Source organism: Chryseobacterium sp. GTID13, assembly GCF_056172655.1.
Window position 1 is genome coordinate 132461 of the sequence record NZ_JAOCMB010000006.1, and the last position, 15817, is coordinate 148277.

A 15817-nucleotide genomic window follows, 5' to 3' on the forward strand; every position below is an offset into this window, starting at 1 on the left:
CTATCTAAAAATTTCTTCGTTATTTTGCACTCTCAAATATTTATACAAATAAGAACATCGAGATATGTCAAGAATTTGCCAAATAACAGGAAAGCGTGCAATGGTTGGTAACAACGTTTCTCACGCTAATAACAAAACGAAGCGTCGTTTTGAAATTAACTTATTAGAGAAGAAGTTTTACCTTCCGGAGCAAGATAAGCACGTAACACTGAAAGTATCAGCTCATGGATTGAGAGTGATTAACAAGATTGGAATCGAGGAAGCTATTGAAAGAGCTACTAGAAACGGATTGATTAAAAAGAATTAATAAATCATGGCAAAAAAGGAAACAGAGTTCAAGTAATCCTTGAATGTACAGAGCACAAAGAGAGCGGTATGCCAGGAATGTCAAGATACATTTCTACTAAAAATAAAAAGAACACTACTGAAAGATTGGAATTGAAAAAATACAATCCTGTTCTTAAGAAAGTTACAGTTCACAAAGAAATCAAGTAATTTATAAATATAATTTACCATGGCAAAGAAAGTAGTAGCAACCCTACAGACCGGGTCAAAAAAAATGACCAAAGTTGTGAAAATGGTTAAGTCATCTAAATCAGGTGCTTACGTTTTCGAAGAAAAAGTAATGAATGCAGACGAAGTAGACGGTTATTTGAAGAAATAATCTCCACTTTATTTACAATATAAAAAACTACTCAGATTTTGGGTAGTTTTTTTGTTATCTTTGTTTTTAATCTAGCTGGAAGTCAGAAGCTGGATGTTGGAAGTTGCTTTCATCACAGCAGAATTGTAACTTCAAACTTCCATCACCCACCTCCATCATTAAACAATAAAATTCCATAATTCATAAATGAGTTGGTTTAAGAATATTTTCAAAAAAGAAGAAAAAGAAACTTTAGACAAAGGCCTGGAAAAATCCAGCCAGGGTTTCTTTGAAAAAATGACGAAGGCCGTAGTCGGTAAAAGCAAAGTAGATGATGAAGTTCTGGATGACCTTGAAGAAATACTGATTGCATCTGATGTAGGGGCTTCCACAACCATTAAAATCATAGAAAGGATTGAAGAGCGTGTTGCCCGCGATAAATATGTAGGCGTAGGTGAACTTGATGCTATTCTGCGTGAAGAGATCTCAGGATTACTCCTGGAAAATCCTCATGCCGGAACAGGAAATATAGATACTTCTAAAAAGCCGTATGTCATCATGGTAGTCGGTGTAAACGGTGTAGGAAAAACCACAACAATCGGAAAGCTGGCCCACCAGTTTAAATCCGAAGGTAAAAAGGTTGTCCTTGGAGCAGCAGACACCTTCAGGGCAGCAGCGGTAGACCAGCTGACAATCTGGAGCCAAAGGGTGGGTGTTCCCATCGTTAAACAGGACATGGGATCAGATCCTGCCTCTGTAGCTTTTGATACAGTACAGAGTGCTGTGGCACAGGGTGCAGATGTAGTGATCATTGACACTGCAGGAAGGCTTCATAATAAGATCAACCTGATGAATGAACTTTCCAAGATCAAAAGGGTAATGCAAAAGGTAATTCCTGATGCTCCTCATGAAATCCTGCTGGTTCTTGACGGATCTACAGGACAGAATGCATTTGAGCAGGCGAAACAGTTCACAGCAGCCACAGAAGTAAACGCATTGGCAGTAACAAAACTTGACGGAACAGCCAAAGGCGGTGTCGTTATAGGCATATCAGATCAGTTCCAGATTCCGGTAAAATATATAGGGGTAGGCGAAAAGATGCAGGACCTTCAATTGTTTAATGGTACAGAATTTGTAGATTCTTTTTTCAAGAAGAGATGATTTTTATCATATTTATCTTTAAATTAGTATATCAAATTCATACATTATTAACAATTAAAAATTTAGGACTATGGGAATTTTAACTTGGATCATATTTGGTCTTATCGCAGGGGCAATTGCAAAACTTATTATGCCGGGAACACAAGGCGGCGGATGGTTAATGACTATTATTTTAGGTATTGTTGGTGCTTTCGTGGGAGGATTTATAGGCAGCTTCTTGGGATGGGGAACTACGGATAGTTTCGATTTCAGAAGTATGCTGTTAGCTGTCGGAGGATCGTTAATCGTTCTCTGGATCTACGGAATGGCCACCAGGAAAGGCTAAAAGCAGATAAAAAAAATAAAACCCCGGAACTGAAATTCAGTTCCGGGGTTTTTTGTACAATATAATTAGTTTAGTTGATCTTGATCTGGTAAGGCATTTCCATTTTCACCTCAGACTGCAGCTTTTCATCGGTAATCTGCTGTAAGATTTCATAGTTGGCTTTACCTATTTTATTTTTAATGATCCTGGCAGAAATATCATCTTCGTTCAGATCTTTGAAGATCTGCTCAAACTGTGACATTTTTTTCGGGTAAGAAGATACATGGTAAGATTTCAATCCTGCTTTCTGAGCTGCGAATTTGACAGCATCATTCAATGTTCCCAATTCATCTACAAGACCGATCTGTTTGGCACGAACACCACTCCATACTCTTCCCCTCCTACATTGTCGATCTGCTCGAAAGTCTGTTTTCTGTTCTGGGTAACGAAATGTACAAATCTTTTATAGGTACCTTCCACACTTCTGGTAATCAGGTTTACTCCGTAAGGGGTAACACCATTCAGGGCAGAATAGTATTGAGAGTTGGCATTGGTTGCGACAATATCTGAACGGATGCCGTTTTTGTTGGCAAGATCTTTATAATAAGGAATTACTCCGAAGACCCCGATAGATCCCGTCAGTGTATTAGGCTCAGAATAGATTTTATCGGCTGCCATTGCAATATAGTAACCTCCCGAAGCGGCATAGTCGCCGAAAGAAACCACTAAAGGTTTTTTCTTCTTCAGCTGCTGCAATTCAAATAAAATCTCATCTGAAGCATTGGCACTTCCACCCGGAGAATTAATTCTGAAAACAACAGCTTTCACTTTATCATCATTCTGAAGGTCCTTGATATATTTAATATACTTTTCAGAATAGATCTCATTGTAACCGTCACCATTATTAATTCCACCCGAAGCATATAATATGGCTACTTTCTCCCCTGACTTATCTTCGTCTGCATAGGATCTGATATAGCCCGCTAAAGATACCTTATTCAGCTTTTCTTTTTCTTTAAGGCTAAGTTTAGTCTTTAACATCTGATCATACTCTGTTTTCTGGATCAGTTTATCAGCGAGCTTATATTTAAGCCCTAATTCAGGAATCATCCCGTACAGGCTGTCGACAACCATTTTAAACTGTGCTGTATCCATTTTCCTTGAAACAGCCATTTTAGTTGAAGTATTTTTCCAGATATCATTTAAAAGAGTGCTCAGCTGTTCTTTATTTTCCGGGAAATATCATTTCTTAAAAAGGTTCAACAGCCGACTTAAACTTTCCGTGTCGGATCACTTCGATACCGATACCATATTTATCTGCAAAATCTTTAAAGAATGCCACTTCAGTAGCCAGACCTTTCAGCTCTATCATTCCTGACGGATTAAGGTAATACTGGTCAGCAACAGATCCTAAATAATAGGAAGCCTGCGAAACAGCATTTCCATAAGCATATACAAATTTCCCGCTCTTTTTAAAATCTTCGATTGCATTTCTGATATCATCAATCTGGGTCATTCCTGCATGAAAATCATCCGCTTCGATACTTATCCCTTTAATATGATCATCCGTTTTAGCTTTTTTAATAGCTTCCAGCACATCATACAGCATAACACTTTTTTGTTTGTCGCTGATATTGAACAGCCCCATTTCCTCTTCGGTAGGACTGTCTATTATATTGGTTTTTAAATTAATCGTAAGAACAGAATTATTTTTCACCACAACAGATTTGTCATTCCCCATAGAACTGAACACAAGCATCATAATGAAAAAGACGAAAAATAAGGCACATAATAGGACAATTGCCACTATATTTGCCAAGACGTTTTTGAAGAAACTTCTCATAAATCAATCAATTTTCCAATATGTCGCAGCATAAGGTAGTTTTGTTACTAGGAAGTAACCTTAGAGATCAAAAAAAATATAGAAGTGGCCTTACAGAAAATCAGTGAGGGCGGGAATCACATTTCACAAATAAGCGAATTTTTAATTACCGAACCCGTAGAATTTGTCAGTTCCAATATTTTTTGTAATATTGCATCATTAATATTCACGCACCTCTCGCCAATCCAGTTGCTTGATTTTGTTAAAAATATAGAAGCTGAGATGGGAAGAATCAAGGATTCAAAGGCCTCCGGCGGGTATAGCGACAGAATAATAGATATTGATATCATTAAATATAACGATCTGCATTTCAGATCAGAAAGATTAGAAATACCTCACCATAAACATTTGTTTGAAAGAGAATTTTCTAAAATATTATTGAAAGATTTTATCTAAATAAAACATAAAAAACATATATGAAATTAGGTTTATTATTATTGGCCACACTACCTATCGCGGCTTATGCCCAGGATAGTACCGCAGTAAACTCTTCTAGTGAGTACCCTAATACCTTTTCTTCAGGTTCTGCTAATGTACAGCGTTTCGACAACAAAGCCAGACGTTTCAACGATTGGGCTATTTCCGTTGGTGGAGGTGCTGCTTTCATGGTGCATTCTGACCTGAGATCTTTTTATGATAAAAAGGTAAACTGGGGATATAATGCTTACGTAAGTCTTGATAAGCAGATTACCCATACTTTTGGAGTCAGCCTTATCTACCAGAGAGGTGAAACAAAACAGAAAGCAATGTTAGATGGCGCAGCAGGTGTTGCGGCAGGGGTAGGTACAGCAACTACCAAGTTTAACCAACTTGCTTTAATGGGAGATATTAACTTTTCTAACTTATTAAGAAGAGTAGATAACCACTCCCCTTACAGATGGGCGTTACATGGATATGCAGGTATCGGGATTCAGAACTATAACACTTCTTTGCATGACGGAAATGAATACAGATGGAGTGATAATCCTAAAAGAGTTCCTCTGTTCATCGATCAGAAATTAGATATTAACTCAATCTACTATCAATTCGGTACCGGATTGAAATACAAAGTATCAAAACTTATTGATATCGAAGCGAGAGCAATGTATATTATAAGTGGGGATGATGAATTTGACGGAGGCGGATGGGCTGGTCCTAACGACTATGATCCTGCAACTCCAGGTTCAAAGTATAACATGATCAGTGATTCCAGATCTGATAATGCATTGTCGGTTACTTTAGGAGTTTCTTTCAAATTAGGAAACAAATTATCTCACCTGGCATGGCATGATCCGCTTCAGGAAGCATACTACAGAACCAGCGTACTGGAAAACGCAGCTACAGATCTTGTAGTATGTGAAAAAGGTGACGCAGATAATGACGGCGTATGCGATGACTGGGACAGACAGCTTGATACTCCGGCAGGAGCAAGAGTTGATGGTGCCGGTGTAGCTTTAGATATGGATCTTGACGGAGTGATAGACCTGTACGATAAGTGTGTAACAGTTCCGGGACCTGTTGAAAACAACGGATGCCCAACAAAATAACACAACTGTTTTTATACAATAAAATCATTTAATTAACTAAATAAAAAAATACACTATGAAATTAAGTTTAGCAATTGTAGCCTTAGCAATGGCAATTCCAGCCGTAAGCTATGCACAAGACTCAACAGCAGTTTCAAATGGAGAATATCCAAACACATTTTCTTCTGGTTCTGCCAATGTGTCTCCGTTTACCAATCAATCAAAAAGATTTAACGACTGGTCTATTTCAGCCGGTGCAGGTGTGCCTTTGGTACAGTCCGCTGATTTAACATCTATCAAGAATGGTAACGGTAAAAACCTTTTCGGATACTCTGCTTATGTAAGTATTGATAAAGCGATCACTCATGCGTTCGGTTTAAAATTACAATATGACAGAGGTGAAACGAGACAAGGATGGTTCAACACCAAAGATGCTGCTCCTGATGCAACAGCTGTAGGTGCAAGAACTCAGTATGATGCGATCTCTTTATTAGGAGATATCAACTTCTCTAATTTATTGAGAAGAGTTGACAACCACTCTCCTTTCAGATGGGCACTTCACGGATATGCTGGTATCGGTACTATCGCTTACAGAGCTTATCAGAAAGATATCAACGGACAAAGACTAGCTACGGAAGTTAAACCTTTCAAACTAGGTTCAATGTTTATGCAGGCTGGTGCCGGTTTAAAATACAAAATCAACAGAAGACTAGATCTTGAAGGTAGATTAATGTATGTAGTAACTGGTGATGATGAGTTCGACGGTGGAGGTGACAAATACAGCGCAATCAACAAGCGTGAAGAGCAGGTATCTGACAACTTCTTCAATGCGACTTTAGGTCTTACATTGAAATTAGGAAAACACGAATCTCACCTAATGTGGCATGACCCGCTTCAGGAAATCTATTACAAACTTGATGTTTTGGCTAACAAAAACCAGGATATTGAAGTATGTAAAAAAGGCGATGCTGATAATGACGGAGTTTGTGACGATTGGGACAGACAGCTTGATACTCCTGCTGGTGCAAGAGTGGATGGTGCTGGTGTTGCTCTTGATACTGACCTTGACGGTGTAATTGACCTTTACGATAAGTGTGTAACCGTTCCTGGACCAGTTGAAAACAACGGATGTCCTACAACTACTGCAGGACCTGTAGTAGAAACGGAAACAAAACTTGAAGGAATTGAGTTTGATTTAAATTCTGACAGAATTTTACCTTCAAACACTCCAATCCTTAACAATGCGGTTTCTTATATCAACTCTTCAAACGGAGCTTATAACGTAATCGGAGCTACAGATACAAGAGCCTCTGATGCTTATAACCAAAAACTTTCTGAAAGAAGAGCAAATAGCGTTAAAAACTATCTGATCAAAAACGGAGTAGAATCTTCTAAATTAAACGCAATCGGTAGAGGTGAAAAAGACCTTAAATACCCTGAGTGTGACCCGGCTACTAAATGTCCTGAATGGAAAAACAGAGCTAACAGAAGAGTATATTTCGAAGCTAAATAATAAACTTTTTAGTAAATATATCAAAGCCGTGCATTGCACGGCTTTTTTTGTTGTAATACTTTTATTACTTTTACCTTATGATTTCTCAGCAGGATTTTCAAAAACTGAAATATGATACCCTCAAATATTTTTGGGGTTATGACACATTCAGGGATTCCCAGGAAGAAATCATCGACGCTGTCATTAAAGAAAATGACAGTCTGGTCCTTCTGCCAACCGGCGCCGGGAAATCTCTTTGCTACCAGCTTCCGGCTTTACTGAAAGAAGGAACCTGTCTCGTTATTTCTCCCCTTCTTGCTCTGATGAAAGACCAGGTAAGCCAGCTTAAGCTTCGCGGTATTGAAGCAGAATATCTTTCTTCCGAGCTCGATGAATATGATGCAGAAGCGATATACGACCGTTGCAAAGATGGCCTTACCAAGCTGCTGTATGTATCCCCTGAAAGATTAACCAATATACAGTTTCTTCAGAATATTGAAGAAATCCAGCTCTCATTCATTGCTGTAGATGAAGCCCACTGTATTTCAGAATGGGGCCAGGACTTCCGGCCAAGTTATCAGAATATTAAAGACTTCAGAAAAAATCATCCAAAGATCCCCTGCCTTGCTTTAACAGCAACCGCAACTCCTAAAGTTCTTGAAGAGATTAAAAATAAACTGGAACTTAAAAAGCCTTTTGTTTTCCAGAAAAGTTTTAAAAGAGAAAATATCAGAATCTTTACAGATGAAATTTCTGATAAATTTCAACGCGTCTTTGATGTTTTGAAACACAATAACGACTCGGGAATTGTTTATGTGAGAACCCGGAAGGATGCAGAAATGCTTGCAGAATTCCTGAATAAAAACAATGTTAAAAACGTAGATTATTTCCATGCGGGATTAACTACAAAAGAGAAAAATACAAAACAGGCCGTCTGGAATAAAAGTGACAACCATGTTCTGATTTCAACCAATGCTTTCGGTATGGGAATAGACAAGGATAATGTTCGCTTTGTAATACACTTCTCACCTGCCCCTTCGCTGGAAAATTACTATCAGGAAATCGGAAGAGCTGGAAGAGACGGTAAAGACAGCTTTGCATTCCTTCTCTGGAACAAACAGGAATTGCTCAATTTTGACGAAATCCTAAAAAATCAGACTCCCAATAAAGCAGAATTTTTAAAGATTATCACTTACCTGTACTCTGTTTTTCAGGTGGCGGAATACGAACTGCCGGAAAAAGTTTTCCAGCTGAATATCCAGGGAATTCAGAATTTCACCCGCCTATCCAAAGCAAAGATAAGTAATGTGCTTAATTTTCTGCATAACCAGGAAATCATTTACCACAACGACAACAAAAGCCTTTCTTCTCTGGAACTTCTCTTCAATGCTGAGGAAATAGACCAACTGCCACAGAAAGACGCTTATTTCATAGAGCTTTTGCTTCGTACGGTGTCAGGAATTACTACCCACAAAGTTATGTTCAGTGAGCAGCAGGTCAGTAATAAGCTCGGAGTAAGTGTACCACTGATCAAGGAGCGATTGAAAGAACTCCAGCAAAAAAACTATCTGGAATATGTAGATGGAGCTTTATCCAGCATAAAATTTCTGAAACCCCGTGATGAAAGGATCATCAATGGAGAGTACTGGAAACTTTTTGAACATATCCAAAAAAATAAAATTCAGAAGTGGGAAGAGATGAAATTTTTTATAGAAAATAAGGATTACTGTAAAATGAAGCTCATTCTCGCCTACTTCGGAGAAAAGAATACGAAAAACTGTGGCCAGTGCTCAGTTTGCGAAAAGAACAAACAATCCATTTTCGGGAAGAATATTTCCCAGCAGATCATTAATCTTCTGGCTAAAAGACCTTCTACTATTGAGGATCTTTCTGTTCAGCTCAATTATCATTCTAAAAACAATATTTTAGAAAACCTTATCTTTCTCTTAGATTCAGGAAAAGTGAAAATGCTGAATTTCAGAACGTATGCGCTGAATCATGAGTGAGATCAATAGCAAAACTAAATATTGCTTGAACTGTAAATCAACAATTTACAAAATTGATTAAAATTTTAAATCAAACCATTTTTTGACTACAATAAAGATTGATTTGGCTACATAAGAGTCAGGACGATATTTGACCTTTGTCCCATCATTTTATTAACAAAAAAATCAAAAAAATGAAAATTGTAGTCACAGGTTCTTTGGGAAATATCGGAAAAAATTTAACCGGGCAATTAGTAAAAGACGGTCATAAAGTAATTGGCGTTATCCGCAGTCCGGAAAATGCATCAGAAATCGAATCGATAGGAGCAATTCCGGCCATTGGTTCAGTAGATGATGCAGAGTTTTTAACAGAAACTTTTAATGGTGCAGATGCTGTATTCACTATGGTTCCCCCCAATTATTCAATTCCCAATTCGAGAGAATATTATAACCTTATCGGAAATGCTTATGCGGAAGCCATCAAAAAAGCCGGTGTAAAAAAAATAGTCAATATAAGCAGCTGGGGTGCCCATTTGCCGGAAGAAACAGGTTTCATTACAGGGGCTCATGATGTAGAACAAATCCTTAACAAACTGCCTGCCGTTAACATTACCCATATACGTTCAGGATATATTTATTATAACCTCTTCCATTTTGCAGGGATGATCAAAAATCTTGGCTTCATAGGCTCCAATTACGGAGGTAATGATAAAATTGTACTCACATCAACCAAAGATATTGCAGATATGTCATTTGAGGAATTGACAGATAGCTCAGGCGTTGGTATAAATGTAAGGTATATTGCAAGTGATGACCGCACTGCCAGCGAGATTGCCGAAGCAATAGGAAAAGAAATCGGTATCCCTGGTTTAGAATGGAAAACCTTTACCCATGAAGAAGTCAGAAACAATATGGAAAAGCAGGGTCTTTCGGAAGATGTTATATCCAATACCATTGATTTGAATACAAGTATCCATAACGGTAAAATGAGGGAAGATTATGACGCAGAGAAGTCAACCGTTACAGGAAAAGTAGGATTAGAAGATTTTGTAAAGGAATTTACAGCTTATTATAAGAATGTTTAGCATCAAATTATAAGATAAGGCTTGGTATTAAAGGTGATAAATTTTTTAATTTTATAGAATGCAGTATCAACGAATTAAAACAATTAGCGATTATCATAAACTGATGGGCCTTCCTGGACCACAACACCCTTTGATTAGCCTGATCAATTTCAAGACCTATCCCAATTTAAATCATGATAAGCCTTTGCACCTATTCTACGATTTTTATGCGGTTTCTGTAAAACGGGATTTTGATGCAAAGATGAAATACGGGCAGCTAGAACATGATTTTGACGATGGCGTAATGTTTTTTATTGCACCCGGCCAGGTCTTTAGCATTGAGACAGATACTGTGACAAACGCGAAACATGCAGGCTGGACATTATTGATACACCCGGATTTTTCTGGAATACCTCTTTGGCAAAAGGAATTAAAAAGTATGAATTCTTTGATTATAAAGTAAACGAATCATTATTTATTTCTGAAAAAGAAGAAGCTACTATTGTCAGCATTTTAGAAAATATTGATAATGAATACAATACAAATACCGACATATTTAGCCAACAGATTATCATTTCCCAGATAGAAACTCTATTGAACTATTCGGAAAGATTTTACCAGCGTCAGTTCATTACCCGTAAAAAAGCCAACCATCAAATTTTAAGTAAATTCGAAGAGGTATTGGAATTTTATTTTGAAGGTGAGGTTAGTTCACTTCCTACAGTACAGTTTGTTGCCGGGAAGCTCAATCTGTCTTCTGGCTATCTGAATACTGTGCTGAAGACCATCACAGGACTATCCACTCAACAGCATATTCATGAAAAGCTGATTGAAAAAGCTAAAATAAAGTTGTCCACTACAGAATTATCTGTCAGCGAAATAGCTTATGAGCTCGGGTTTGAGCATTCCCAATCGTTCAGCAAGCTCTTTAAAAACAAAACCAATCAAACTCCATTAGAGTTTAGAGCCGGATTTCATTAGTCACAATACTTATCATTTCTATAACTCTCCGGCTTCAAACGCTAATGCCTTCCGACTCTCAGATCAAAAACTTATCTTTGTCCCATGAAATCATTGAAAGTCGTTTTTTTAGGCACCCCGGAATTTGCAAAAACTTCTCTGGAGGCTATTCATCATTCCAATCATCAAGTCGTAGGTGTTGTAACTGTTGCAGATAAAGCCAGTGGCCGTGGACAGAAGATCCATCAGTCGCCGGTAAAAATATATGCTTCAGAAAACAACATCCCGGTTTTCCAGCCCGAAAAGCTGAGAAATCCTGAGTTTCTGGAAGAACTTAGAAAACTGGATGCCGATGTTTTTGTCGTGGTTGCCTTCAGAATGATGCCCAAGGTTCTTTTTGAAATGCCTAAAATGGGAACTTTCAACCTTCATGCATCGCTGCTTCCCGATTACAGAGGAGCGGCCCCTATTAATTACGCGGTTATTAACGGCGAAGAAAAAACCGGCGCTACGACATTCTTCATTAATGAAAAAATAGACGAAGGCAATATTCTGCTTCAGGAAGAGCTGACAATTTTGCCGGATGAAAATGCAGGAAGCCTGCACGACAGATTGATGGTAATGGGCTCAAAGCTGGTGGTAAAAACTCTTGACGGCCTGGCAGAAAATACCATTACCGAAAGACTCCAGCCTCATGTGGAGCATCCTAAAAATGCCTATAAAATATTTAAAGAAGATACCAGAATCAACTGGAAAGCCCCATCAAAAACCGTTCATCAGTTTATCCTTGGAATGTCTCCTTATCCGGCTGCTTTCACGACTATAAAAATTGGAGAAGAGGAAAAAGGATTAAAGATTTTTGCAGGAAAATTCGAAATTACCGATCATGGAAAAACTTCCGGAACGTTGGAAATTTCTAAGAATGAATTCAAAATCTATACGGAAGATGGCGTCTATTTTCCACAGGAACTTCAGCTTGAGGGCAAAAAAGAATGACCGTAAAAGATTTCCTGAACGGATTCAGAAATTTTGATGAGATCAGTTTGTAGTCAGGTTCGGTGGTTGTGATACGGGGTTAATTGTTGCGGGTTGCGGGTTACGAGATAAGAGTTACGAGTTTACAAACTTAGTCGTAAAAGTCTGAAATCTGATATTTAAAGTTTTGACTCTTGGTTCTTGTTTCTTGGCTCTAAAAAATTCACCATTGACAATAATTTTCAACATTTTCTAGTCTCTGCTCACAATTTTTCTGCGGATTCTGCTGATAAATTCAGGCGTAACGCCAAGATAAGCCGCAATCTGGATATTGGTAAGACGGTGAGCTATTTTAGGATATTCTTTCAAAAAATCCTGATAGCGTTCATCGGAAGGTTTGCTTAGATTATCGATAATCCTACGCTGCAGAGCAATGATTGACATCTGGAACTTCAACCTCATCAGGCTTTCTATTTCAGGGATCTCACGGTAGAACTTGTCTTTATCTTCTTTTGAAATTAAAAGAATCTCGCTGTCTTCAATAGCCTGAATATTAAGCTGGGACGGAATCTGATTGATAAAGCTGTCAATATCCGAAACCCACCAGTCTTCCACTCCGAAATACAGGATCTGCTCGTCTGCATTCTTATCTGTACGGAAAACTTTAAAACATCCGTTTACTACAAATCCTTCAGCTTCACAGATGTCTCCCTCTTTCAGAAGAAAATCTTTTTTCTTTAATTTCTTAACCTTGAAAGCACTGCAATATCTTTCCAGCTTTTCGTCCGAGATTTCAATGTATTGCCTGATGTGTTTTTTTAAAGACTCTGTCATGGTTTAAAAATAAAAAAAGGTTTAGAAAAATCCTAAACCTTTTATATTGAATTTATTTTAAATTTCGCTTTCTGAAAATTGGCAATGAAGTTAATTCACTTGTCGCAATTCACCTTTACAGCTGAACCATTTCGGTTACCTCTACATCATATCCGCCAACCTGTGGCTTGATATTAGGGTTCTGTGTGATTACTTTAAATTTATTGATCCCCAGATTTTTCAGGATCTGTGTTCCGATACCGTAATCTCTGTAATTGTACGCCAAAGTAGGATGCTGCTCCTGCCCGTCCTGGTAATTCAGGAACTGCTGAAGCTTTCTCAGCGTATTTTCGGAATTGGAAACGTTATTGATGAAAATTACAGCTCCTTTTCCTGCTTCATTGATCATATTGGTAACTTTTTCCAATAGTGGTTTTTCACCGTTGTTAAGTCTTGTCAGTACATCAAAATAAGAATCTGAAGACTGAACTCTTACCAAAACAGGTTCATCAACAGTCCATGAACCTTTGGTCAGGGCAAAATGAATCTGATCATTTGAAGTTTCTCTGAAAGCAAAAAAGTCAAACTCACCATAAGCAGTTTTTACCTTTCTTTCTTCCAGTCTTTCGATAAGGTTTCCTTTTTTAAGCTGGTAATGGATCAGATCTTCGATGGAAACGATCTTCATATCATGTTTCTGGGCAAAAGCATGAAGTTCCGGTAAACGGGACATGCTGCCATCCTCATTCATAATTTCACAGATCACTCCTCCTTCTTTTAAACCTGCCAGATTCGTAAGGTCGATCGCTGCTTCAGTATGTCCTGCTCTTTTTAAAACTCCTCCTTTTCTTGCACGAAGCGGAAAAATGTGGCCGGGTCTCATGAAATCCGTCGGCTTGGATTTTTCATCCATCAAGGCTAAAATGGTTTTTGCCCTGTCGCTGGCAGAAATTCCGGTAGAAGTACCGTTGCCAAGAAGGTCTACTGAAACGGTAAAAGCGGTTTCCTTAGGATCGCTGCTTCTGCTTACCATCACTTCAAGACCAAGCTCATCGCATCTTTTTTCAGGAAGCGGCATACAGATCAGCCCTCTTCCGTGGAGTGCCATAAAATTGATAATTTCAGGTGTCGTCAATTCCGCAGCACAAAGAAAATCACCTTCATTTTCTCTGTCTTCATCATCCACTACTATGATTATTTTACCATTTTTAAGGTCTTCAATAGCCTCTGGAATAGTATTCAATTTAATATCAGACATGTTTACTTTTTATTTGTGCAAAGATACTTATAAAAATAAGCATCTGCCAATTAATATGAAGGGTTTGTTAGGCTTTGGATAAAGAGTTTACTGCATCCCTGAAAATCTCATAAGACCTTAATCTTTTCTGATGATCGTAGATATGCGAATTGATAATTAATTCGTCCACATTGAACTTTTCCTGAAAATCTTTCAGTTTTTCTTCTATTTCTGCCTGATCTCCGATCAATGTATATTTCAGTTTCTGAAGCACCATTGTTTTCTCCATGGGCGACCAGATATCATCCATATCATCTACCGGCGGGGCAAAAGGTTTCCTGTCGTTTCTTATGATATTGATAAATGCCTGGAACAAGGTGGTGGAAATCTTATGGGCTTCTTCTGAAGTTTCTGCCGCCACACCATTGATACAAGCCATGACATAAGGCTTATCCAGCTGTTCAGAAGGCTCAAAATGTTCTCTGTAAATATTGAATGCCATTTCCATCTGCTCCGGGGCAAAATGTCCCGCAAAAGCATAAGGCAATCCAAGTTCTGCAGCCAGCCAGGCACTGTCTGTACTGGATCCCAGAATGTAAAGCGGGATATCCAGTCCTTCACCGGGAATGGCACGAACTAAGGCGTCAGAGTTTTCTTTCGAAAAATATTTCTGAAGTTCCAGAATCTGTCTCGGGAACTGTTGATTGATGATGGCAGGATTTCTTCCCAAGGCCTGAGCCGTAATTCCATCGGTACCGGGAGCTCTTCCCAGACCAAGGTCTATTCTTCCCGGGAAAAGAGATTCAAGTGTTCCGAACTGTTCTGCGATGATCAGCGAGCTGTGGTTGGGAAGCATAATTCCGCCGGAGCCTACTCTTATGGTTTTGGTTCCGTTGGCAATAAACCCGATCAGAACCGTGGTGGCAGAGCTGGCAATACTTTCCATATTGTGATGCTCAGCGAGCCAGAATCTTTTATAATTTAAATGTTCAGTATGGTTGGCCAAAGACAAACTGTCCTGAAACGTATCATGAATACTTTTTCCCTGCTTTACGGGAGCAAGGTCAAGCACCGATATTTCAAAATTTTTCATATAGTTAAATTTTAGGTCTGAAAAACCAAACAAATTTAAGCCTTATAAATTGCATTAGTTACTTTTTGTAATTGATAGGTTAGATTGAGGAGTTCAGGCAAAAACTATTGGAAATTGATTTTAGGTTGCTTACTTTTGTTTATAGACTATTTTGATACATGAAAAAAATATTATTCATTTTTGCAATTTTAATTTTTACAAGTAAATTAAATTCGCAGGAACATAAAAACATTCCAACTAAATTTCCAACTGATTATGGTATTTTTACTTTTCCAATCGGTTCAAAAATAACTCTTGAGCTTAAAGAAATTAAAGATGGTAAATATGAATATCGTGTACTAAATATTGAGCCATATAAAGAATACTATTCATTAAGTAAATCTCAAAAACTCTTTTCTGAAAATCCTAAAGACAACACAGTTGAAATCTTTTTTATGGGAGCCTATTACAATGATGGAAAAGAAAATAAGGATTGGAAAACTTTACTTAACCTAAGAAATAATTTAAAAATCCCTTTGAATTATAAAGCAGATATAAAATATTATTTTAAAGATGAATTTGAGAATACCTCAATATCCGGGGCATTTCCAACAACCTCTACAAATGAGATCTGGCAACATAAGATCGATTTTATTACACTGTACAATTTTGAACAACTAAAAAAATAGAAAAATCATTATATCAACTCTAAATTGATATTCGA

General features: G+C 37.9%; 16 protein-coding genes and 2 pseudogenes. 14 read left to right on the forward strand and 4 right to left on the reverse strand.

The window, feature by feature from the left end; all coding sequences use genetic code 11:
• Window positions 1-64: 64 nt before the first annotated feature.
• The 5 genes from rpmB (at window position 65) to N4G44_RS16865 (ending at window position 2129) form a co-directional block, all read left to right on the forward strand.
• Complete coding sequence (rpmB, locus tag N4G44_RS16845; RefSeq protein WP_002976757.1) at window positions 65-307, forward strand: 50S ribosomal protein L28; 243 nt, start codon at window positions 65-67, stop codon at window positions 305-307.
• Window positions 307-495, forward strand: a complete 189-nt coding sequence (rpmG, locus tag N4G44_RS16850; protein ID WP_474929024.1) for a 50S ribosomal protein L33 — start codon at window positions 307-309, stop codon at window positions 493-495. The genes rpmB and rpmG overlap by 1 nt, the downstream gene beginning before the upstream one ends.
• A gap of 19 nt (window positions 496-514) precedes the next feature.
• Entirely contained in the window at window positions 515-664 is a 150-nt protein-coding gene (locus N4G44_RS16855; protein WP_065722020.1) for a DUF4295 family protein, read from the forward strand.
• A 186-nt stretch (window positions 665-850) separates the two neighbouring features.
• The gene (ftsY, locus tag N4G44_RS16860; protein WP_040998207.1) at window positions 851-1804 is read left to right on the forward strand and encodes a signal recognition particle-docking protein FtsY; all 954 of its coding nucleotides are present in this window, start codon (window positions 851-853) and stop codon (window positions 1802-1804) included.
• Between the two features lie 70 nt (window positions 1805-1874).
• Complete coding sequence (locus N4G44_RS16865; protein WP_040998209.1) at window positions 1875-2129, forward strand: GlsB/YeaQ/YmgE family stress response membrane protein; 255 nt, start codon at window positions 1875-1877, stop codon at window positions 2127-2129.
• Window positions 2130-2199: 70 nt separating this feature from the next.
• Here N4G44_RS16865 and sppA read toward each other — a convergent pair.
• Window positions 2200-3951: pseudogene (gene sppA / locus N4G44_RS16870) on the reverse strand (signal peptide peptidase SppA).
• 84 nt (window positions 3952-4035) lie between these two features.
• Here sppA and folK point away from each other — a divergent pair.
• The 8 genes and pseudogenes from folK to fmt all read left to right on the forward strand — a co-directional run bounded on the left by folK (window position 4036) and on the right by fmt (window position 12045).
• Window positions 4036-4386 carry a 2-amino-4-hydroxy-6-hydroxymethyldihydropteridine diphosphokinase gene (gene folK / locus N4G44_RS16875; RefSeq protein ID WP_474928472.1) on the forward strand — a complete coding sequence of 117 codons (351 nt, stop codon included), beginning with the start codon at window positions 4036-4038 and terminating at the stop codon, window positions 4384-4386.
• A gap of 20 nt (window positions 4387-4406) precedes the next feature.
• Window positions 4407-5516: an OmpA family protein gene (locus tag N4G44_RS16880; RefSeq protein ID WP_474928473.1), complete on the forward strand. Its 1110-nt coding sequence runs from the start codon at window positions 4407-4409 to the stop codon at window positions 5514-5516.
• A gap of 55 nt (window positions 5517-5571) precedes the next feature.
• A complete protein-coding gene (locus tag N4G44_RS16885; RefSeq protein WP_474928474.1) occupies window positions 5572-7008 on the forward strand; it encodes an OmpA family protein in 1437 nt (478 codons plus the stop codon).
• 77 nt (window positions 7009-7085) lie between these two features.
• Window positions 7086-8993 carry a RecQ family ATP-dependent DNA helicase gene (locus tag N4G44_RS16890; protein ID WP_474928475.1) on the forward strand — a complete coding sequence of 636 codons (1908 nt, stop codon included), beginning with the start codon at window positions 7086-7088 and terminating at the stop codon, window positions 8991-8993.
• A gap of 173 nt (window positions 8994-9166) precedes the next feature.
• Complete coding sequence (locus N4G44_RS16895) at window positions 9167-10057, forward strand: NmrA family NAD(P)-binding protein (RefSeq protein WP_474928476.1); 891 nt, start codon at window positions 9167-9169, stop codon at window positions 10055-10057.
• A 58-nt stretch (window positions 10058-10115) separates the two neighbouring features.
• Window positions 10116-10499, forward strand: a complete 384-nt coding sequence (locus N4G44_RS16900) for a hypothetical protein (protein WP_474928477.1) — start codon at window positions 10116-10118, stop codon at window positions 10497-10499.
• Entirely contained in the window at window positions 10454-11017 is a 564-nt protein-coding gene (locus tag N4G44_RS16905; protein WP_474928478.1) for a helix-turn-helix domain-containing protein, read from the forward strand. The genes N4G44_RS16900 and N4G44_RS16905 overlap by 46 nt, the downstream gene beginning before the upstream one ends.
• A gap of 84 nt (window positions 11018-11101) precedes the next feature.
• Window positions 11102-12045 (forward strand): annotated as a pseudogene (fmt, locus tag N4G44_RS16910) (methionyl-tRNA formyltransferase).
• 178 nt (window positions 12046-12223) lie between these two features.
• Here the strand turns inward: fmt and N4G44_RS16915 are convergent.
• From N4G44_RS16915 to N4G44_RS16925, 3 genes are all read right to left on the reverse strand, one after another.
• Window positions 12224-12805: a Crp/Fnr family transcriptional regulator gene (locus N4G44_RS16915; RefSeq protein WP_474928479.1), complete on the reverse strand. Its 582-nt coding sequence runs from the start codon at window positions 12803-12805 to the stop codon at window positions 12224-12226.
• Window positions 12806-12920: 115 nt separating this feature from the next.
• Window positions 12921-14042 (reverse strand): 3,4-dihydroxy-2-butanone-4-phosphate synthase, encoded by a 1122-nt coding sequence (gene ribB, locus N4G44_RS16920; RefSeq protein WP_474928480.1) that lies wholly within the window; start codon window positions 14040-14042, stop codon window positions 12921-12923.
• Between the two features lie 67 nt (window positions 14043-14109).
• Window positions 14110-15114, reverse strand: a complete 1005-nt coding sequence (locus N4G44_RS16925; protein ID WP_474928481.1) for an LLM class flavin-dependent oxidoreductase — start codon at window positions 15112-15114, stop codon at window positions 14110-14112.
• Between the two features lie 158 nt (window positions 15115-15272).
• Between N4G44_RS16925 and N4G44_RS16930 the strand changes: the two genes are divergently transcribed.
• Complete coding sequence (locus tag N4G44_RS16930) at window positions 15273-15782, forward strand: hypothetical protein (RefSeq protein ID WP_474928482.1); 510 nt, start codon at window positions 15273-15275, stop codon at window positions 15780-15782.
• Window positions 15783-15817 lie beyond the last annotated feature (35 nt).

Coding starts and splice junctions, on each gene's coding strand:
- N4G44_RS16895 (WP_474928476.1), top strand. CDS start 9,167: ATGAAAATTGTAGTCACAGGTTCTTTGGGAAATATCGGAAAAAATTTA.
- N4G44_RS16855 (WP_065722020.1), top strand. CDS start 515: ATGGCAAAGAAAGTAGTAGCAACCCTACAGACCGGGTCAAAAAAAATG.
- N4G44_RS16880 (WP_474928473.1), top strand. CDS start 4,407: ATGAAATTAGGTTTATTATTATTGGCCACACTACCTATCGCGGCTTAT.
- N4G44_RS16915 (WP_474928479.1), bottom strand. CDS start 12,805: ATGACAGAGTCTTTAAAAAAACACATCAGGCAATACATTGAAATCTCG.
- ribB (WP_474928480.1), bottom strand. CDS start 14,042: ATGTCTGATATTAAATTGAATACTATTCCAGAGGCTATTGAAGACCTT.
- N4G44_RS16930 (WP_474928482.1), top strand. CDS start 15,273: ATGAAAAAAATATTATTCATTTTTGCAATTTTAATTTTTACAAGTAAA.
- ftsY (WP_040998207.1), top strand. CDS start 851: ATGAGTTGGTTTAAGAATATTTTCAAAAAAGAAGAAAAAGAAACTTTA.
- rpmB (WP_002976757.1), top strand. CDS start 65: ATGTCAAGAATTTGCCAAATAACAGGAAAGCGTGCAATGGTTGGTAAC.
- N4G44_RS16925 (WP_474928481.1), bottom strand. CDS start 15,114: ATGAAAAATTTTGAAATATCGGTGCTTGACCTTGCTCCCGTAAAGCAG.
- N4G44_RS16900 (WP_474928477.1), top strand. CDS start 10,116: ATGCAGTATCAACGAATTAAAACAATTAGCGATTATCATAAACTGATG.
- N4G44_RS16890 (WP_474928475.1), top strand. CDS start 7,086: ATGATTTCTCAGCAGGATTTTCAAAAACTGAAATATGATACCCTCAAA.
- N4G44_RS16865 (WP_040998209.1), top strand. CDS start 1,875: ATGGGAATTTTAACTTGGATCATATTTGGTCTTATCGCAGGGGCAATT.
- N4G44_RS16885 (WP_474928474.1), top strand. CDS start 5,572: ATGAAATTAAGTTTAGCAATTGTAGCCTTAGCAATGGCAATTCCAGCC.